This is a genomic window from Clostridium sp. C8, assembly GCF_001010885.1.
GTDB lineage: Bacteria > Bacillota > Clostridia > Clostridiales > Clostridiaceae > Clostridium > Clostridium sartagoforme.
The window spans coordinates 254,778-275,330 of sequence record NZ_LBMX01000082.1 but is presented as its reverse complement, the minus strand read 5'-3'; the positions used below and the strand labels follow the sequence as shown (position 1 = coordinate 275,330).

The window sequence follows — 20,553 nt, the reverse complement described above, 5'->3', positions numbered from 1 at the left end:
AGAAGTAATGGCCCAGGAGCACCAGGAAAAATGTCAGCTAGAAAAGGAAGTAAAAATCCCATGAAGACATTAAGCAGGCTTTTGGAATATGTCTTCAAGGAATATAAACTAAAGTTTTTAATAGTTATAATTTGTATATTAATTAGTTCACTTGCAACTGTAGCAAGTACATTATTTCTCAAAACTTTAATAGATGATTATATTACACCATTTTTAGGACAATCAAGTCCTAATTTCATGCCATTACTAAAAACAATAGGAATGATGGCGGTAATATACTATATAGGAACATTATCAACTTATATATATAATAGAATTATGATAGTTGTAGCTCAAGGAAGTCTTAAGAAAATTAGAGATGATATGTTTGAGCATATGGAAAGTTTACCAATAAAATATTTTGATACTCATTCTCATGGAGAAATAATGAGTTTGTATACTAATGATACAGATACACTAAGGCAAATGATAAGTCAAAGCTTACCACAATTAATATCATCAATAATAACTGTAGTTAGTGTATTTATTTCAATGATAATTTTAAGTATTCCTCTTACATTTGTTGCACTAGTAATGATTTTCGTAATGTTTAAAGTTATAAAAACCATTGGAGGTAAAAGTTCACTTTACTTTGGAAAACAACAAAAGGATTTAGGAAAAGTTAATGGATTTATAGAAGAAATGATGGAAGGACAAAAGGTTATTAAAGTTTTTTGTCATGAAGATGAATCTAAGATAAATTTCGATAAATTAAATGATGATTTATGCGATAGTGCTTATAAAGCTAATACTTTTGCAAATATATTAATGCCTATAATGGGTAACTTAAGTTATATAAATTATGTTCTTACTGCAGTTGTGGGAGGTCTTTTAGCCATAGGCGGTGTTGGAGGATTTACTTTAGGTGCACTTGCGTCATTTTTACAACTTACTAGAAATTTAAATCAGCCAATAGGACAAATGTCACAACAATTTAACTCTGTAATTATGGCGCTTGCAGGAGCAGAAAGAATTTTTGAACTTCTAGATGAAGATCATGAAACTGATGACGGATATGTAACATTAGTTAATGCTAAAGTAAAACCAAATGGAGAGTTAGAAGAAGTAAAAGAACGTACTGGTATATGGGCATGGAAGCATCCTCATAGCGATGGTACAATTACTTACAAAAGAATGCTAGGAGATATGGTATTTGATGATGTAGACTTTGGATATGATGATAAAAAGATAATTCTTCATAATATAAAACTATTTGCGAAGCCAGGTCAAAAGGTAGCTTTCGTTGGAGCAACTGGTGCAGGAAAAACTACAATAACTAATTTAATTAATAGATTCTATGATATACAAGATGGTAAAATCAGATATGATGGAATCAACATTAATAAAATTAAAAAAGATGATTTAAGAAGATCACTAGGAATAGTACTTCAAGATACTCATCTATTTACAGGAACAATAGCAGATAACATTAGATATGGTAAGTTAGATGCAACTGATGAGGAAGTATTTGCAGCTGCAAAGTTAGCTAATGCAGATACATTTATTAAACATTTATCACAAGGATATGACACGCTGATAACAGGAGATGGAGCAAATTTATCACAAGGACAAAGACAACTTTTAGCAATTGCTAGAGCTGCTATTGCCGATCCTCCAGTATTAATTTTGGATGAAGCTACTTCAAGTATAGATACAAGAACTGAAGCAATAGTTCAAGAGGGTATGGATAAACTTATGCATGGTAGAACAGTATTTGTTATTGCTCATAGACTTTCTACAGTTAAGAACTCAGATGTAATTATGGTTCTTGAACAAGGAAGAATAATAGAGCGTGGAAATCATGATGATTTAATACAGCAAAAAGGAAAATACTATCAACTCTATACAGGAGCTTTTGAGCTGCAATAAATATAAAAATCTCAAGTATTTTATGTACTTGGGATTTTTTATTTTAAATATTAAAAAAGTGAAATAGAATAATATTTAAAAGTTAAAGTGTTGAAACTTAATTTCTAAAATGTTACAATGGTAATAAATGTAAATGTAGTGTTGTTACTATAAGTTAGCTATGATACTATCTTTAAAAGGTTTTATAAGGCGTATTTTTAATTATTAATAGAGACAATTCAAAAATTAAAAAAGAGAGGGGGAAAATTATTTTAATAATTATATATTATAAAAAATGTTAGTTAGAAATACCTATGATAAAAGATTTGGTATTTATTATACCTATTTATATTATTATGTACAAAAGTTTATATTGTTGGACTTTTTAAAACTTAGCATGGAGGATTATCATACATTTTTTATTAATTGCTGAAAAATTATTATTAAATAGGGGGATAATTTAATGAATTTAAAGTTAAAAAGAAAACTTGGAATAATTACATGTGGATTTTTAATTTCTACAGTATTATTTCAAGATAAAGAAATAAAAACTGTAAATGCAAGTAGTAATGTACAAGTAAAATTAGGTATAGACAATTTAGATAAGAATTTAGATATTTTTGAAGGAAAAAAAGTAGGATTAATAACAAATCCATCTGGTGTTGATAGTAATTTTACAAGTTCAATAGATGTATTATATGAAAAAACAAATTTAACAACATTATTTGCCGCTGAACATGGAATAAGAGGTAATGCACAAGCTGGAGATAGTGTAGGGAATGAAGTTGATGAAGTTACTAAACTTCCAGTTCATAGTTTATATGGAGCAACTAAAAAACCAACTGCAGAAATGCTTCAAAACGTTGATATATTAGCATATGATATGCAAGATGTAGGAGCAAGATTTTACACATATATAAATACACTAGCATATGCAATGGAAGCTTGTGCTGAAAATGACAAAACTTTTGTTGTGTTTGATAGACCAAATCCAATTGGAGGTGAGGTTCAAGGAAATTTACTTAATATTGATTATAGTTCATTTGTAGGAATGTATCCTATAGTTCAAAGATATGGGATGACAGTAGGAGAATATGCAAAATTCATAAATGAAGAATTTAATATTAATTGTAAACTTGAAGTTGTAGAAATGGAAGGCTGGACTCGTGATATGTATTATGATGAAACAGGATTAGATACATGGGTAATGCCTTCACCAAACATGCCTACACTAACTACTTCAATAGTATATACTGGTACTTGTGTTTTTGAAGGAACCAATGTATCAGAAGGAAGAGGAACAACGAGACCATTTGAATTAATAGGAGCTCCATGGATTGACCCAATGAATCTTAGTAATGAACTAAATTCTTTAGGGTTACCTGGTGTTAAATTTAGAGCAGCTTCATTTACTCCAACATTTTCAAAATATTCAGCAGCAGATAAGGCAAATTACCCAACAGGTAAAAATCAAGTTTGTGGTGGAGTACAATTATATGTAACTGATAGAGATAAATTTAATGCTGTAAAGACAGGTTATGCTATGTTATATACAATTAGAGATATGTATCCAGAAAAGTTTCAATATTTAAGTACTAACTTTATAGACAAGCTAACAGGAAATAGCTATGTAAGGGAAGGTAAATATACATTAGAAGAATTATATTCAATAGTTGATAATGAATCTAATGATTTTAAGACTAAAACAGAAAAGTACTATATTTACAAAGCATCAAACAAAAATGAAGACGATAACAATAGTACTAAGCTTGGTATAGATAATATTGATAATAATTTAGAGATATTCAAAGATAAAAGAGTGGGGCTCATAACTAATCCATCAGGTATTGATAGTAATTTCAAAAGCTCTATAGATGTATTATACGAAAAGACTAATTTAACAGCATTGTTTGCAGCAGAGCATGGTATTAGAGGATATGCACAAGCTGGAGATGGTGTTGGAAATGAGGTAGATAATATTACTAAACTTCCAGTTTATAGTTTATATGGTACAACTAAAAAGCCAACTACAGAAATGCTTCAAAATGTAGATATATTAGCTTATGATATGCAGGATGTAGGAGCTAGATTCTACACATATATAAATACATTAGCATATGCAATGGAAGCTTGTGCTGAAAATAATAAAACTTTTGTTGTATTTGATAGACCCAATCCTATAGCTAGTGAAGTTCAAGGTAATTTGCTTGATACTGAATTTAGTTCTTTTGTAGGAATGTATCCAATAGTTCAAAGGTATGGATTAACTGTTGGTGAATATGCACAATATATTAATGATAAATTTAATATCAATTGTGATTTAAAAGTAGTTAAAATGAGTGGATGGTCACAAGATATGTACTATGATGAAACAGGATTAGATACATGGGTAATGCCTTCACCAAATATGCCAACATTAGATACAGCTTTAGTATATACAGGAACTTGTGTATTTGAAGGAACCAATGTATCAGAAGGAAGAGGAACAACAAGGCCATTTGAATTAATAGGAGCGCCATGGATAAATCCTATAGATTTAGCTAATGAACTAAATTCTTTGAATTTACCAGGAGTGAAATTTAGAGCAGCTTCATTTACACCACAATTTTCAAAGTACTCAGCATTAGATACTGCAAATTATCCAACCGGAAAAAATCAAGTTTGTGGTGGAGTACAATTATATGTAACAGATAGAGATAATTTTAATGGTGTTAAGACAGGTTATGCTATGTTATATACAGTTAGAGATATGTATCCAGATAAATTTCAATATTTAAGTACTAATTTTATAGATAAGCTAACAGGAAATAGCTATGTAAGAGAAGGTAAATATACATTGGAAGAATTATATGAAATAGTTGATAAAGAATCAGAAGAATTTAAAGCAGAAATAGAAAATTATAGAATATATATACCTGAAGAACCTATTAATAATGTTCCTGTTATAACTGCAAATGATAAAACAATAAAATTAAATGAAGATTTTAATCCATTAAAGGATGTAACAGCTTATGATGATGAGGATGGAGATTTAACAGCATCTATAAAGGTTGAAGAAAATACTGTAGATACTAGTAAAGCTGGAGAATATATAGTTAACTACAGTGTTTCTGATAGCGAGGGTGCCAGTACTTCTAAAAAAATAAATGTTACAGTTATAAAAGATAATGAAGATGATAATAATGGTAACACAAATAATAACTCAGGAAGTTTACCTCAAACTGGTAGTAATGTGAATGGTTCATTGTTATTAATAATTATATCCTTATGCATGATATATATGGGGAAAGTAATTTTAGAAAATAAATCTAAGAAAGTAATAGATAAAAAGTAAAATCAGAATATTAGGTGATTTGCACTAAATAAAAAGCTATAAGCACTAAATGGAGTTCACTTCATTTAAGCTTGTAGCTTTTTCAGTCATATACTATTAAATAATATGATAGTATTGATAAATATGAGGAATATATTTACAATTGACTCAAAGGGTTATATAGTTATATAAAGATTAATGAATAAATTAGGATAAGTTAATTATTAAATGGGAGATGAATTTATGAGAATAGGAATTATAGCACCTTCAGAAGATGAAATAAGACCTTTTATTAATGAGATTTCAAATAGGAAATTAGAATATCATGCAATGTTAAAATTTTATATTGGTAAATATGCTGATATAGAAGTTGTTGCACTATATTGTGGTGTTTGTAAAGTTAACGCAGCAATTGCAACTCAAATTTTAATAGATAAGTTTCAAATAACTAATATTATTGTAACTGGAGTAGCAGGAGCAATTGATAAAAGCTTAGGTATTGGAGATACAGTTATTTCAAGAGAAGTAGTATATCACGATGTTGCTGAAGAAATATTAACAGAATATCATCCATGGATGAAAACTATATATTTTGAAAGTGATAAGAATTTATTATCTTTATGTAGGACAATAGTTAATGATAACATTTTTAGTCAAAATATATTATTTGGGAAAATAGTTACAGGAGAAGCATTTATAGATGATAAGGGGAGAAGTGAAATAATATCTAAGTATGATCCGCTTTGTGTAGATATGGAAACAGCAAGTATTGCGCATGTTTGTTATGTAAATCAAATTCCTTTTATAGCTATAAGGTCAATAACAGATACTGAAGATGAAAGTGGTGTAGATGTTTTTGAATCTAATTGTTTAATGGCAGCAAATAAGTCTGTTGATATTGTAAAAAAGCTATTATCAATAATATGATACTTATGCATGGAGGAATAAAGAAAAGCAATAGTATATAAACTAAAAGTATATTAACTTATTATAAAGGTTACTACACTTTTAGTTTATTATGAAGGATATTAAAGTTAAAATTAAACTCTTCATTATTAAGATGATCCTAAAGCTTAGGATCATAGACAATTTTGTAATAGCAGTTATTATTTTCTATTCTAATAACTTCGTATCTATCATCATCAATTTTATTAAAGAACACCATATAGTCTTTAATTTTCTTAGAATCCATATCTCCTATATAGCTATCTATCTTTTCATAATTCAAATTATTAATTTCAACTAAAGTGTTTCTAAATTCATTTAATTTTGAATCCTTAAAATTAAAGTTTTCGTCTATATTTTCTATTGAAGCTTTATATATTATATCAGAAAAAGTATTGTTTTCAGGAGTTCTTAAACTTGGATCTATTTGCGTTATACTAATATTTAGATCAACATTTAAAACTTCATTTTCGGTAAAATACTTAATTGTCTCTGCACCTTGTGATGATAAAGTTTCTAGTAGATTAACACCATGCTCACCATCAAATCTACTGATTCTATCCTCAATAGGTTCAACATACTTTAAATCTAAGAAATTATTTTTACAAAACTCCTTAATTAAATTTATTCCCTGTATATATTTATCTACAAAGGTGTTATTTCTTAATTCAGGATTAGAAACATTCTTACTATTATCAGGAATTTCAATTTTATCTCTATCTTCGATAATATTTTTCATGTCTACATTATTTTTATTTTTCTCTGAGGACTCAGTTTCATTGTTATTTTTAATTATAGGAGGATTCTTTTGGTCAAGTTTATAATTACTTTGAAATTTATTGCAACCAATTAAAAATATACTTAACATGCATAGTGAAATCACTCTAACAAATTTCATTTATAACACTCCTTTTACAAATATTTACTTTATGTATAGTATATATCAAATATTATATTTATTCTATACATAAATTAGACATTACATAAGTTTATAAAAAATAGAAATTTATTTAGTTATAGATTTGAAATAAAGAAATTTTAATTAAATAATACAACTAAATAAAATACTCGTAAATAAGTATTAAATATAATAAATAAGAAGAAATTATATAACAAAAGAAGGATATACATTAAATCTATAATTATGATATAATTACCAAAAAAGAAGTGTAATTTATATAAAATAGTTAAGATTTTACCAATAAAGATAAAAATAAAACTGAAGCATACTGGGAGGATAAAAAATGGATATAAAAATAAGAATCGCTAGTGAAAATGATGCAGAAGAAATTTTACAAATATATGCACCATATATAAGGGATACAATAATAACTTTTGAATATGAAGTACCAGCAATTGAAGAATTTAAAAATCGTATTAGAAAAATATCAAAAGATTATCCTTATTTAGTTTGTACTTTAGATGAAAAGATAATTGGATATGCATATTCATATAGGCATAAAGAAAGAGCAGCTTATCAATGGAATGTTGAGTTATCTGTTTATATCGATAATAAATATCTACATTATGGGTTAGGAAAAGCTTTTTATACGGCTTTAATTGAAATATCTAAACTACAAAATATTCAAAATATATATGGAGTAGTTACATCTAATAATATAAATAGTGAAAAATTACACGAGTATTTTGGATTTAATAAATTAGGAGTTTATCATAATACGGGATATAAATTTGATAAATGGCATGATGTTACTTGGTTTGAAAAAAGAGTTAATGAATATTATGGTGAACCAAATCCTTTATTATCAATTAAAGATATTGATAAAGGGGTATTTAATGAGATTATAGACAAGTGTTGTAAGATGATAAAATTATAAAATGACCTTATAACACATCTATTATAGAGCAGCTATAGATTAATAGTTTCATGTGGAGGTAGATATTATGAAAGAAATATTATATATGTTACATTGTGTTTTCCCAACATCTGATATAAAAAAGACAGCAGCTTATTATAAAGAGGTACTAGGATTCAGAGTGGAAGAATATCTTGATGTAAGTGAACCACATATTTGTTTGTATCGTGATTTTACTGAGATTATTTTGACAAAATCAAATGGACAGGAAGTAATTCCAAATAGAAAGCTATATGGATATGGTTATGATGCATATTTTATAACAAATAATCAAGAAATCTTACAAGAGGAATTAAAAAATTCAGGAGCTAAAATTGTTCGTAAATTATCACATACTGATTATTGTAATAAAGAGTTTGTTATTGAAGATATTGATGGCAGGTGGATAGGTTTTGGAATAAAAGAAATTTAAAATCATTTAAGGAGACAGACTAATTGGAAGCTTTGATAAGAATTTTAAATGAAAATATATTAGAAAATAATACTTGTGTTGAAATGAACTTTTGTATTGATGATGATATGGAATATAAAGATTGTTGGCTTGGAAAAATGTTAGATAAGAATAATATTAATAAGGAAATACAATATATTTAGAAAAATTATAAGTGAATAAAACGTGATAGTTTATATTAAAAGGGATTATGAAGGAGTTAATATGTTTAATGGAATAAGAAGAAGTGATAGAAAAATTGATAGGTTAGAAGCAATACAACTATTAAAAAAGTGTGAATATGGAGTTTTATCTACGATGAATGAAAATGGATATCCTTATGGGGTTCCATTAAGTTATATTTATACAAATGATTCAATATATTTTCATAGTGCATTAGAAGGACATAAGTTAGAAAACTTGAAAAATAATGATAAAGTATCTTTTTGTGTAGTTGGACAAACAAATGTATTGCCAGATAAGTTTAGCACTAAATATGAAAGTGTAATAATCTTTGGGAGTGCAAAAGAAGTTTTTGATGATGAAAAAAATGTAGTTCTTTTGGAATTAATAAATAAATATTCACCAGATTATATAGAAAAGGGTAAAATATATATTAAAAATGCAGGTTCAAAAACTAAAGTTATAAAAGTAAATATAGATCATATATCTGGAAAGGCAAGAAGATAATTTAATAGATAGGATTTATTATGAATAATACCTATAAATTATATACATTTTTAAGGAAATCTAAGAGTTCCCTTAAAAATGTATTAATCTATTAGTATTATCATTTGATTATTTAAATTTATCTATCAAACCATTCATTAGTTTGTGGATGAGTATAGTGAGGAGTAAATTCTATAATATTATATTCTTGAGAACCAGAAATTTTAAGTGGATCAGAATTTAAATAAGCTTTGATTTCTTCGATAGAATTAGCTTTCATGATTAAAATTCCGCCACTCATATTTTCCTTAAGTCCTGTTATTAATGTTACACCTCTTTCTATTGCTTTTTGAGAATAAGCTATATGTTCCTTCATAACACTTTCATCTATTTCTAAAGTAGAGTTTAATGTACCTTCAATAATGAAATATTTCACTTTTATTAACCTCCTTTATATAAAATATAATATACATATTATATCATAATAATAACTAACAACGAATTATTATTTGTTGAAATTTATAAAGCTTATTGAATTATTTTAAGAGGAGTTTAAAATTTATTTATAATAAATAGCATAGGGGGCAAGTTAGAATGAAGTTTTTAATAAGACCAATAGATATTGGAGATGGAAAAGGAATAAATTTACTTAGGCGTATGCCAGGTGTGTTTGAAAATATACTTGGCATCCCATCAGAGAGAGTAAAACGTAATGAGGATTTTATTATGAATATGGATGGCAACCATCACCAATTTGTAGCTGTAATAGAGGATAAAAATGGTGAAGAAATTATTATTGGTACTGCAGGTTTAGTGATAAATGCAAATCCTCGCACGCGACATAGTGGTAGTATAGGTATTATGATTCATAAGGACTATCAAAATATTGGCGTTGGAACTGCATTAATGGAAGCTTTACTTGATGTTGCAGACAACTGGTTGATGCTGATTCGTGTTGAATTAGGAGTTTTTGAAGATAATAAAAGGGCTATTCACCTTTATGAAAAACTAGGCTTTGAAAAGGAAGGGCTTAAACGCCTTGCAGCTATTAGGAATGGTAAATATGAAAATGAATACGTAATGGCAAGAATAAATCCAAAATATATAAAAAAATAGTTGTATAAAATCATAAACAATAAATGACAATTTGTTAATTTAAGATAAATATAGGAGATAAATATGATTATTAAAAAAATTTTAGATGAAATAACTACCGAACTTAAAGGTATTCCTGGTATTGTAGGAATAGTTTTAGGAGGTTCAAGAGCGAGAGGTACAAACCATCAAGATTCTGATATTGATATCGGTATATATTACAATGAATCAGAGGGGTTTAAAGTTAGTGAAATTGATAAAATTGCTACAAAGCTAGATGATGAACATAGAATAAATTTAGTTAGTTCATTAGGAGAATGGGGTCCTTGGGTAAATGCAGGAGGATGGCTAGTAATTCAAGGATATCATGTAGATTTTATATTTCGTGATGTAAAACGTGTATCGAAAGTAATTGATGATTGTTTAAATGGAAAAATTTCATCAAATTATCAGACAGGACATCCACATGCTTATTTAAACTCTATGTATATGGGAGAAGTAGCAATTTGTAAGATATTAGATGATCCTAAAAATAAAATTACCGAATTAAAAGAAAAAACTATACCTTATTCAGAAAATTTAAGAAATGCAATAATTGGTTGGTATATGTTTGAAGCCTCTTTTTCTCTAATGTTTGCTAAATCAAATATAGACAAAGATGATATTTCATATGTTTGTGGTCATTGCTTCAGAAGTATTTCTTCCTTAAATCAAGTTTTATTTGCTTTAAATAATGAGTATTGTATTAATGAGAAAAAAGCAGTAAAAATGATAGATGCTTTTAAAAGTAAGCCGCAAAATTATAAGAAAAGAATAGATGAGCTTATTACTTTAATTTCTTTTAATGAAAGTAATACAAGAAAAGGAGTAGAAATACTTGAGGAACTTGTTAATGAAGTGAAAGCTTTATGTTAGATGCCTATATAATATATATAAAATGAATTATAAATGGAGAATAATGTAATGAATAATGAAATATTAAAAGATTTAATAGTATCAGTAAAAGATCAAAACCTTCACGTGCTTAATGTTGTTGTTAGGAAAAATGGAAATATAATTGCAAAATATGATTTTGAAGAAGAAAAGCCAATACTTTTATATTCTGTAAGCAAGACATTTACATCAATAGCAGTAGGAATTTCAATTAGTGAAGGATATCTTAATCTTACAGATAAGATTATAGATTTTTTTCCTGAGGCAAAAGAGATACCTATGAATGAATATTTAAAAGAAATTACTATTCATGATTTGCTTTGTATGGGAAGTGGTCATGGAGAGTGTCCTGTAATGAAAGCTGACTGGAGTGATGATAAGGAGTGGGATATATCTCAATTATTTTTTAATGAGCCAATTATATTTAAACCAGGTACTCGTTTTATATATGATAATTCAGCAACTTATATGCTTTCAAAGATTATAAGTATAACAACAGGAAGTAAATTAGATGAATACTTAAATGAAAAGGTATTTAAATATTTACAAATACCGAAACCTAAATGGGATACATGCCCAAAGGGAATTCCACAAGGGTTTTCTGGGGTGTATTTAACAGCTGATGAGTTGTCCAGATTTGGGCAGCTAATACTTAATAAAGGAATATGGAATGGAAATCAACTTATTCCTTCAAGTTATATAGAGCAAGCAACATCTGTTCAGATTCAAACAAAAGATTTTAATGAAAAGTTTGCAACAGAAGATCATCATCAAGGATATGGCTATCAAATGTGGATGAATTCATATAATGGTTCATATCGTATGGATGGGTTATATGGTAATTATGTAGTGATTTTGCCAGATAAGAATGCAGTTGTAACTTATGTTTCAAATGAGCCCAAGAATATGACAGGGATTCTAGAACTTACATGGAATACTTTAATAGATAAATTATAATTATTTAAAAAATAAAAACTGGCTATAAAAATATTATATGAGGAGATTGAGAATGAATAAAATTACATGTATTTGTTTAGGGGTAAGAAGTATGGAAAGAGCGATAAAGTTCTATAGAGATGGACTTGGATTTAAAACTGATGAAAAAGAAGACAATCCAAAAGTAGTGTTCTTTGATACAGCAGGAACAAAATTTGAGCTTTATCCTTTAGATTTATTAGCTGAGGATATAAATGAAGAAAATCCTCCAAAAATAAATAGTGGATTTTCAGGTATCACATTAGCATATAATGTAGAATTTAAAGAAGATGTTGATAAAGTTATTGAGTTAGCTAGAAGTGCTGGAGCGACTATAGTTAAAGAACCTCAAGATGTATTTTGGGGGGGATATCATGCATATTTTAGTGATCTTGATGGTTATTATTGGGAAGTTGCATGGGGACCTAATTTTAAATACGATGAAAATGGGTTACTTATTTTATAAGCTATCTATTTGGATTTAGTTTGATTGGAGAATATCAAAAATGTAATTACAATCCTACCTTTGAAATGTTAAAAAATATGTTCAAGTGGACAAAAGATTTTGAAGATAAGCGAGATAAATATGAAAATATGCTGTTATGCTATGAAGATAAATTAATAAGAATAAAAAATGTTAAAGAGTTGAATATGAATATATAAGTTAAGTTTTGGAGGAAATTATATGTTAGGACATATAGGATTTTCATATATAGGATTAGTTTATTTATTGATGTTATTTATTCCTAATATTATCTGGATAAAGCATCAGCCAGAAAATTATGATTATAGCAATGAAAACAAAATATTGCTCATATTTGAGCGTGTTGGACAAGTAGCTGTAACATGTTGTGCTTTAATTTTTTCAGATTTTAATATTACTACTTTTTCTCTTTGGAGTCTCTGGCTAATCCTATCATTTATTTTAATGGTTTTATATGAGGCATATTGGGTTAGGTATTTTACAGGAGAACCTACATTGAAAAATTTCTATCGTAGTTTATATGGTATTCCAGTTCCTGGAGCAACTCTTCCTATTATGGCATTTTTGTTATTAGGAGTATATGGGAAGGTAATTTGGATGATTGTATCTATAATAATTCTTGGGATTGGTCATATAGGGATACATTTTCAGCACTTGAAGCAGATAGAATAGAATTAAAAAATATGTTATAATCTATTCAGAATAATATTAAGTTAAATTGATTTCATTTAACTAATATGGAAACTGAAGCTTGAAAGGAGAATAAATATGCTTGAATATAAATTTGATACTCAATTATTAATTGAGGGGAATAATCTTTCAGAAGATGCAATTAATGAATATATAACTAAAAATATTGAGGGAGATTGTTTACTTGCAGTTGGAGATGAAGATTTGATAAAGGTTCATTTTCATACTAATACTCCATGGAGGGTACTTGAGTATTGTGCTTCTTTAGGAGATATATATGATGTTGTTATTGAAAACATGGAACGTCAAGAAAATGGCCTGCAAGGTTAATATATAGAAGCAGCTAATTATATGAATAACTTATTATTCAAAAGTGAATATGCTGTGTTTATCAACTTATAAGAAAAGAGGAGTATAGTCTATGGATAATGAAAAATGTGATCTGATTCATCCTAATGGTGTTAAAGAAAAGAAATTAGAAGTAATTGGTGGCTATACAATTAAATACCATGCTAACGGAATTACTATGTGGTCTAAAGGTAAGATTGTAAATAATCAACCAGAAGGATATTGGGAATGGTATCGACCAGATGGTACAATTAAACGTTCAGGGTACTTTGAAAATGGAGAACCAATTGGTGAATGGATTACATATGATAATAAAGGAGAAAAACACAAAATAACTCAAAAAGGTAAAAGATAATAATAGAGAGTGTAAGTTTAATTTTTTACAACTTATTTTTTATCCTAATCCATGGGAAAAAGACATACAAAACTAAATACTGTCCAAAGAGCCTAGATTTCCTAGGCTCTTTATAGTTTAATACTTACTTCACCAGAAGATAATAATCTAATAGTACCATCTTCCATTTTGACTTTAAGTCTACATTCATCATCAATTTCAAGAACAGTGGCTTTTTCACAAGATTTATTAGAAAATATAGTTACTTCTTTATCAATTAATAGAGATCTCATTTTATAAGATTTCAGAAAAGATCTATCTTCTATATGTTTGTAATAATCCCAAAAGCGGTCTAAAACTTCAGATATAAGCTTACTTCTAATATTAATGGACGTATGAGAATAATCTTCAAAAATTCCAGTTGCTATATCTTTAATTTCCTTTGCAAAGCCTTCTTTTGGTGCCATTACATTAATACCAATACCTAAAACAGCATAGTCAATTGTATTACTTTGAAAATTAAAAGATGCTTCTGTTAATATTCCACATACCTTTTTATTGTCACAATATATATCATTAACCCATTTTATTTTAGCTTCCTTATCAGAAACAGCTTCTATAGCTTCAGCAACAGCAACAGCAGCAGCGGTAGTAATAAGAAATGATATTGAAGCACTTATCTGTGGACGTAAAAGAATACTCATATAAATTCCTGTATCCTTTGGTGAATGGAACCTTCTACCTAATCTTCCTCGGCCTTCAGTTTGCTCTTCCGAAATAATTACAGCACCTTCTTTTTCTCCATTAATTGCCAGTTCTTTTATTGCTGTATTGGTAGAATTAATTGTTTTATATACATTTATATTAAACTCATTATTATTTTCACTTAAATATTTATTTATAATTTCAGAGGATAAGACATCTTCATTATTATTTTCACTTAAATATTTATTTATAATTTCAGAGGATAAGACATCTTCATTATTAGAAAATATATAATTATCTTTATTAATTTCTAAAGATTTATTATCTAAATTCATTGTTATCACCTATAATGTTTTAATAATTTTATTTTATTAAATATTATAACACACAAATTTTTTTTAAAATATAAATTTATATAATTTTATAAAGCTATTACTATCCAAACAAAAGATATATATGTTATTATTTATATATAAGCCAATAATTGGTATATAATTAAATATATTTCAATAGTAAATAATAATAAAACTATTTTTGAAAAGAGAGAAGATAAATTGAATAAAAGAATCAAATTTTCAATAGGAATTATATTTGTCTTAATAGGTATAATTATAATGGGATATTTATTTAGATTAGATAGATTTGGATCATCAAAAATTTCATGGGTTGATTGCATAAAAATAAATAATAGCATATATTATAGTGACTATGTAAGAGAAATAGTGGAAGGGAATTTAATTGATGAAAAAATAGAAGAAGTAAGGTTTAATATTTCTGAAAAGGTTACCAATGATAGGTATAGGTTTAGGAATGGAGATGCAACTTTTTTAAAAGAAAAAACAGAAATATATAGCTTAAAAACAGAAGATAAAGCTATAGCTGTAAAAATTGATGAAGCATATTTTATATATAAAATAGATGATAAGCAAGGATAATAATTTTAATGACTTACATCTGTTAATTAGAAGAAAATGAAATGGTAATTTAACTATTAATATAAAAGGAGAGATTATTTTTGGAAAGGAAAGTGAAGAATATATACTTAATTATATTCATGATTGGATTACTACTAAATTTTATTCTATCAAAGGATGAAAGAGCATATATATTGATATCAATATTTGGACTAATTGGGTTCTTTGTAGAAACAATTTTTAATAAGCTAGATTCCAAATCAATAGCAAATGTAGAAGATGAAATTTAATAATTTAAGTAAAAAGCAAAAAAAGATTTGTGTAATTTAATTTTACATAAATCTTTTTCCTTATATATGACTTAATAAAGTTATTTTTAAAATGATATGATAAAGAATAAAAATGGTGTAAGTAAATTAAATAAAGAGTTAAAGAAAGCTGATTTTTACACAAGTGGAAGTCAGTTTTTTATTATGTAAAAGTATAAAATTTAAAAATTGAGTAAATATGATTATTTATGTAAACTTTTTTACGTAAATGAGAAGTAGTGGAATAATTGAGGTAATGTTAAAATAAGGATATAATACAAAATAATGTTGAGAGGGAGATAACTATTATGTTATTAATTGGTGTTGATATAGGTGGAACAAAATGTGCTGTTAATTTAGGCGAAATATCCGGAGATGAAGTAAAAATCATTTATAAATGTAATATTAAGGAGACAAAAAAATATTTACCTCAAGAAATGATGGATGCTTTAGTTAAAGATATTTTATTTTGTAAAGGATTAACTAGTGGTGATGAAATACAGGGAATAGGAATTAGCTGTGGAGGGCCTTTAGATGGCAAAAAGGGAATAATAATGTCGCCACCTAATTTACCAGGATGGGACAACATTAATATAACAAAGTATTTTAAAGAAAAAACAGGGTTAAAGTCTTGGCTTTGTAATGATGCTAATGCTTGTGCTTTGGCAGAATGGAAACTTGGCGCAGGAAGAGGAACTTCTAACATGATTTTCATGACTTTTGGTACAGGCCTTGGAGCAGGTCTTATTTTAGATAACCGGTTATATTCAGGCACAAATGATATGGCTGGAGAATTAGGACATATAAGACTTAGTGAGTTTGGTCCTGTTGGCTATGGGAAAATAGGTTCATTTGAAGGTTTTTGTAGTGGAGGAGGTATTGCTCAATTAGCGAAAAGTGTAATTCTTGAAGAGCTACAAAGAGGAAATAAACCAGCCATATGTCCTGATTTATCTGAAATAGAAAACTTAACAGCTGAGAAGGTTGGGAATTTTGCTAAAAAAGGAGATGAAGTGGCAAAGAAAATTTTAAAGATAGTAGGAATAAATTTAGGTAAGGGATTATCAATTTTAATAGATTTATTAAACCCAGAAAAAATTGTTATTGGAAGTATTTTTGTTAGGTGCTATGAAGAAATTTGGCCATGGGCAAATAAAGTTATAGAGGAAGAGTCCCTTCTTATAAGTAGAAAAGTTTGTCAAGTGGTGCCAAGTAAATTATCTGAATCAGTAGGGGATGTTGCAGCTTTAGTTATAGCAGAATATTATTCAAATTTGGAGGGATAAGATGAAAGCAAGAACTAAAAAGAATTTAGAAGATTTTTTTAAACGTAATAATCAATTAATTCCTATAAAGAAGGAAATCTTAGAAATTTGTGAAGCAATAACATACTGTTATGAAAATGGTGGACAAGTTTTGATATGTGGTAATGGTGGAAGTAGCTCAGATTCAGACCATATAGTAGGGGAACTTATGAAGGGATTTTTATTGCAAAGACCTTTAGAAAAAAAGTTAATTGAAAGATTCAAGAGCCTTTATGGTGAATATGGAGAAGATATATCAAAAAAATTACAAAGAGCTTTACCAGCAATTAGCTTAAATACTCAAACAGCTCTTATATCAGCATTCAATAATGATGTAGATCCAGATTTAACTTATGCTCAGCAAGTTATGGGGTATGGAAGATGTGGTGATATAGTGATTGGAATTAGTACTTCAGGTAATGCAATTAATGTTTATAATGCATTGATTACAGGGAAAGCAATAGGAGCTAAAACAATAGCATTTACAGGTAGGGATGGAGGAAAAATATCTAAAATATCTGACTATTCATTTATAGCTCCAGAAAAAGAAACTTATCTTATTCAAGAATATCATTTAATTGTATATCATTTTGTTTGCATGTATGTAGAATCTGAATTATTTGATTTATAATGCAAGAAAGTTCTGTAAGTCTATGAAAACAATAAATAAAGGAGAATAAGAATTTTATTATGATGAAGGTTATAATTGCTGATGATGAGGTAAAGGTATGTCAACTTATATATAAGCTTATAGACTGGAATGAATTAGATATGGAGGTTGTAGGGATTTCACATAATGGAATAGATGCATTAGAACAAGTCAAAGAAAAGAAACCTGATATAGTTATTACTGATATCCGTATGCCTGGATATGATGGAATAGAATTAATTAGACTTTGTAGAGAAATAAATGAATATATTGATTTTATTATAATAAGTGGATATGCACAATTTGAATATGCACAAAAGGTTATTAAGTATGGGGTATGTGATTATTTATTAAAACCTATAAAAAAGGAAGAACTTATTAATAATCTAGAGAAGATGAAAGAGAAATATGCAGATAGAATGAATAAGCTTACTAATGAAGAAAAGCTAAAAGCTCGTCTTAAGGTTGATATAGAGAAGCTTAGATCTAGGATTTTCACAGAGATATTACTTAACAAATCTATACAAAATTTAGATTTGAAAATTCAAAATATAAATGAAGAATATCATTATAAATTTCAAGAAGGAAACTTTCAAATAGTTACTATTAAAATAGATCTTGGAGTTAAAGAAATAGAAAAAAATAAAATTAGTATTTTGAAGTCAAAGGCCACAGACATATTTAATAATCATTTATTTTCAGAATGTTTCGATTTAGAAATATATTTTCAAGATAGTGTAGGATATTGTATTTTAAATTATAAAGAAAGTTGTAAGAAAATAATTAGAAAGAAACTCAAATTAGCTTTAGATGAACTATTAATACAAAAAAATATATTTATGGATTTAGAGGTAACTCTAGGTATAGGTAGTATAGTTGAAGACTTAAGTAAGCTATATCAATCTTTTAGAGTAGCTTATTATGCAATGGAAGAAAGAATATTATTAGGAAGAGGAAAATTAATTGAAAACGTTGAGATTAGAGATAATCATCAATATATTACAGGAGTTCTTAGTGAATTAAATAAATCTATGGAAAAGTCCATTGAAATTTTAGATAAAGATTTATTAATAGCATCTGTAGATGAATTTAAGAAAATGCTTGTAGAAAATCAAAACATATCAGGAGAGGAGATAATTGATTCAGTAAATGAAATTTTCAAGATATATGTTATTTTAGTAAGAAATAATATGATGGAAATAGAAAATAAAAATGAATTTAGTAATGAATTTAGTATATACATTAATAATTGTGGTTCTGTTGAAGAAATATTTGAATATTTAAAAAATAAATTTTTAAAGTCATTAGATAAAATTATTGAAGGCAAGAGGCAAGCTGATACTAAACCAATTCGTGTAGCTAAGGAATATATAAAACAAAACTATATGAAGCAAATAAGTTTAGAGGAAGTGAGTTCCTTTGTTGGATTTAACTCATCTTATTTTAGTCACCTGTTTAAAAAAGAAAGTGGGAAAAATTTCTTAGAATATCTTTCAGAAACAAGAATGAATAAGGCTAAAGAATTCTTAAAAGAAACAAATTTAAGCATAGCAGTAATATGTGAAAAGGTAGGTTACTGTGATATAAAGCATTTTACAAAAAGTTTTAAAAAAATTGCGGGAATAAAGCCAAATGAATATAGAAAATTATATTCATAAAGGAGTAATTATGAAAAATAAAAAAAAGCAGTATATCTCAAAAAACATTTTATATATGTATATTACTATGGAAAGCTTTATAGCTAGTTTACTTACAATACTTATGATTATATCCTTTATAGAAAAAAAATATGTGATAGTTGTAGGGCTTAGTTATATTATTTTTATTATTATTTCTTATATAAGTTATAAGTATATATATGTACCATATAAAGAGAATTCTAAGGTGTTAAAACTTTTTGCTAAAGGTTATACTATACAAGGTATATTTGATCAAAATACATTTCTAAGCCCTGAAATAGAAGAGCTAACTAAAAAATTTAAAGAGGTTATTCAAGGAAAGGAATTAATTACTGCTTCAAAAAAACAAGCTGAATATCTTGCATTACAAAATCAAATTAACCCACATTTTTTATATAATACTCTTGAAGGAATCAGAGGTGAAACTTTAAGTGCAGGATTAGATAGTGTGGCTAAAATGACAGAAGCACTTGAAACTTTTTTTCGTTACACAATTTCTAATGTGGAAAACTTAGTTAGTTTAGAAGATGAGTTATGTAATATAGAAAATTATTATATTATTCAACAATATCGATTTGGAGAAAGAGTAAATTTAAAAATAGATATAAATAGAGAAGACGAAGAAAAGATTTTAAAATATAAAATTCCAAAACTAACTTTGCAGCCAATTGTAGAAAACGCCATTTATCATGGAATAGAGAAAAAAATTACTAATGGAAATATTAGTATAAAAATTGAAACCACTAAAAATCGTATGATAATTACTATTTCAGATGATGGATCAGGGATTGAAGAAGAGTTACTTAAAAAGTTAAACAAGAAGTTAAATATAATTTCCTTTGATAATATTAATATAAATAACCAAAAAAAAGGGGGCATTGCTTTAGTTAATGTAAATAGAAGAATAAAGCTTTTATTTGGAGAAGAGTACGGAATATTAATTTATAGTAGGGTTAATGCAGGAACAGATGTTGAAATAACCCTACCATTAATAGAAGGTTTCTAGAGGTAATT

The 20,553-nt window shown here is 27.2% G+C and carries 23 protein-coding genes; 20 read left to right on the top strand and 3 right to left on the bottom strand.

The genetic code is table 11. The features are described from left to right. Positions 1–30: 30 nt before the first annotated feature. The 3 genes from AAT22_RS12785 (at position 31) to AAT22_RS12775 (ending at position 6,127) form a co-directional block, all read left to right on the top strand. Positions 31–1,908 (top strand): ABC transporter ATP-binding protein, encoded by a 1,878-nt coding sequence (locus AAT22_RS12785; protein ID WP_242849824.1) that lies wholly within the window; start codon positions 31–33, stop codon positions 1,906–1,908. Between the two features lie 442 nt (positions 1,909–2,350). Continuing rightward, positions 2,351–5,221, top strand: coding sequence for an exo-beta-N-acetylmuramidase NamZ domain-containing protein (locus AAT22_RS12780; RefSeq protein WP_052953961.1), 2,871 nt, complete (start codon positions 2,351–2,353; stop codon positions 5,219–5,221). Between the two features lie 222 nt (positions 5,222–5,443). Then, positions 5,444–6,127 (top strand): 5'-methylthioadenosine/adenosylhomocysteine nucleosidase, encoded by a 684-nt coding sequence (locus AAT22_RS12775; RefSeq protein ID WP_047001495.1) that lies wholly within the window; start codon positions 5,444–5,446, stop codon positions 6,125–6,127. Positions 6,128–6,266: 139 nt separating this feature from the next. Here the strand turns inward: AAT22_RS12775 and AAT22_RS12770 are convergent, their stop codons facing one another. After that, complete coding sequence (locus tag AAT22_RS12770) at positions 6,267–7,043, bottom strand: hypothetical protein (RefSeq protein ID WP_047001494.1); 777 nt, start codon at positions 7,041–7,043, stop codon at positions 6,267–6,269. A 346-nt stretch (positions 7,044–7,389) separates the two neighbouring features. Between AAT22_RS12770 and AAT22_RS12765 the strand changes: the two genes are divergently transcribed. From AAT22_RS12765 to AAT22_RS12755, 4 genes are all read left to right on the top strand, one after another. Then, positions 7,390–7,983 carry a GNAT family N-acetyltransferase gene (locus AAT22_RS12765; protein ID WP_047001493.1) on the top strand — a complete coding sequence of 198 codons (594 nt, stop codon included), beginning with the start codon at positions 7,390–7,392 and terminating at the stop codon, positions 7,981–7,983. 67 nt (positions 7,984–8,050) lie between these two features. Next, a complete protein-coding gene (locus AAT22_RS12760; RefSeq protein WP_047001492.1) occupies positions 8,051–8,434 on the top strand; it encodes a VOC family protein in 384 nt (127 codons plus the stop codon). A gap of 23 nt (positions 8,435–8,457) precedes the next feature. Continuing rightward, on the top strand, positions 8,458–8,616 hold the full coding sequence (locus AAT22_RS19135; protein ID WP_156174326.1) for a hypothetical protein: 159 nt from the start codon (positions 8,458–8,460) through the stop codon (positions 8,614–8,616). 61 nt (positions 8,617–8,677) lie between these two features. Continuing rightward, the gene (locus AAT22_RS12755) at positions 8,678–9,142 is read left to right on the top strand and encodes a pyridoxamine 5'-phosphate oxidase family protein (RefSeq protein ID WP_047001531.1); all 465 of its coding nucleotides are present in this window, start codon (positions 8,678–8,680) and stop codon (positions 9,140–9,142) included. A 118-nt stretch (positions 9,143–9,260) separates the two neighbouring features. Here AAT22_RS12755 and AAT22_RS12750 read toward each other — a convergent pair whose 3' ends face one another. After that, positions 9,261–9,557, bottom strand: coding sequence for a YciI family protein (locus tag AAT22_RS12750; RefSeq protein WP_016206663.1), 297 nt, complete (start codon positions 9,555–9,557; stop codon positions 9,261–9,263). A 158-nt stretch (positions 9,558–9,715) separates the two neighbouring features. Here AAT22_RS12750 and AAT22_RS12745 point away from each other — a divergent pair, with 158 nt between their 5' ends. The 7 genes from AAT22_RS12745 (at position 9,716) to AAT22_RS12715 (ending at position 14,001) form a co-directional block, all read left to right on the top strand. Beyond that, positions 9,716–10,237: a GNAT family N-acetyltransferase gene (locus AAT22_RS12745; RefSeq protein ID WP_016206664.1), complete on the top strand. Its 522-nt coding sequence runs from the start codon at positions 9,716–9,718 to the stop codon at positions 10,235–10,237. A gap of 63 nt (positions 10,238–10,300) precedes the next feature. After that, positions 10,301–11,131 carry a nucleotidyltransferase domain-containing protein gene (locus tag AAT22_RS12740; RefSeq protein ID WP_047001491.1) on the top strand — a complete coding sequence of 277 codons (831 nt, stop codon included), beginning with the start codon at positions 10,301–10,303 and terminating at the stop codon, positions 11,129–11,131. A 48-nt stretch (positions 11,132–11,179) separates the two neighbouring features. Then, the gene (locus AAT22_RS12735) at positions 11,180–12,106 is read left to right on the top strand and encodes a serine hydrolase (RefSeq protein ID WP_047001490.1); all 927 of its coding nucleotides are present in this window, start codon (positions 11,180–11,182) and stop codon (positions 12,104–12,106) included. A 52-nt stretch (positions 12,107–12,158) separates the two neighbouring features. Further along, positions 12,159–12,590 carry a VOC family protein gene (locus AAT22_RS12730; protein WP_016206668.1) on the top strand — a complete coding sequence of 144 codons (432 nt, stop codon included), beginning with the start codon at positions 12,159–12,161 and terminating at the stop codon, positions 12,588–12,590. 219 nt (positions 12,591–12,809) lie between these two features. Continuing rightward, positions 12,810–13,280 (top strand): hypothetical protein, encoded by a 471-nt coding sequence (locus AAT22_RS12725; RefSeq protein WP_016206671.1) that lies wholly within the window; start codon positions 12,810–12,812, stop codon positions 13,278–13,280. Between the two features lie 96 nt (positions 13,281–13,376). Continuing rightward, a complete protein-coding gene (locus AAT22_RS12720) occupies positions 13,377–13,628 on the top strand; it encodes a hypothetical protein (protein ID WP_016206672.1) in 252 nt (83 codons plus the stop codon). Positions 13,629–13,719: 91 nt separating this feature from the next. Beyond that, on the top strand, positions 13,720–14,001 hold the full coding sequence (locus AAT22_RS12715) for a hypothetical protein (protein WP_047001489.1): 282 nt from the start codon (positions 13,720–13,722) through the stop codon (positions 13,999–14,001). 110 nt (positions 14,002–14,111) lie between these two features. Here the strand turns inward: AAT22_RS12715 and AAT22_RS12710 are convergent, their stop codons facing one another. Next, complete coding sequence (locus tag AAT22_RS12710) at positions 14,112–15,020, bottom strand: biotin--[acetyl-CoA-carboxylase] ligase (protein ID WP_047001488.1); 909 nt, start codon at positions 15,018–15,020, stop codon at positions 14,112–14,114. 219 nt (positions 15,021–15,239) lie between these two features. Here AAT22_RS12710 and AAT22_RS12705 point away from each other — a divergent pair, with 219 nt between their 5' ends. The 6 genes from AAT22_RS12705 (at position 15,240) to AAT22_RS12680 (ending at position 20,545) form a co-directional block, all read left to right on the top strand. Continuing rightward, positions 15,240–15,620, top strand: coding sequence for a hypothetical protein (locus tag AAT22_RS12705; protein ID WP_047001487.1), 381 nt, complete (start codon positions 15,240–15,242; stop codon positions 15,618–15,620). Between the two features lie 80 nt (positions 15,621–15,700). Then, on the top strand, positions 15,701–15,889 hold the full coding sequence (locus AAT22_RS12700) for a hypothetical protein (protein WP_047001486.1): 189 nt from the start codon (positions 15,701–15,703) through the stop codon (positions 15,887–15,889). A gap of 326 nt (positions 15,890–16,215) precedes the next feature. Next, entirely contained in the window at positions 16,216–17,193 is a 978-nt protein-coding gene (locus AAT22_RS12695) for an ROK family protein (RefSeq protein ID WP_047001485.1), read from the top strand. 1 nt (position 17,194) lies between these two features. Beyond that, a complete protein-coding gene (locus AAT22_RS12690) occupies positions 17,195–17,842 on the top strand; it encodes an SIS domain-containing protein (protein WP_047001484.1) in 648 nt (215 codons plus the stop codon). Positions 17,843–17,901: 59 nt separating this feature from the next. Beyond that, a complete protein-coding gene (locus AAT22_RS12685) occupies positions 17,902–19,518 on the top strand; it encodes a response regulator (protein ID WP_047001483.1) in 1,617 nt (538 codons plus the stop codon). 10 nt (positions 19,519–19,528) lie between these two features. Continuing rightward, a complete protein-coding gene (locus AAT22_RS12680; protein WP_047001530.1) occupies positions 19,529–20,545 on the top strand; it encodes a histidine kinase in 1,017 nt (338 codons plus the stop codon). Positions 20,546–20,553 lie beyond the last annotated feature (8 nt).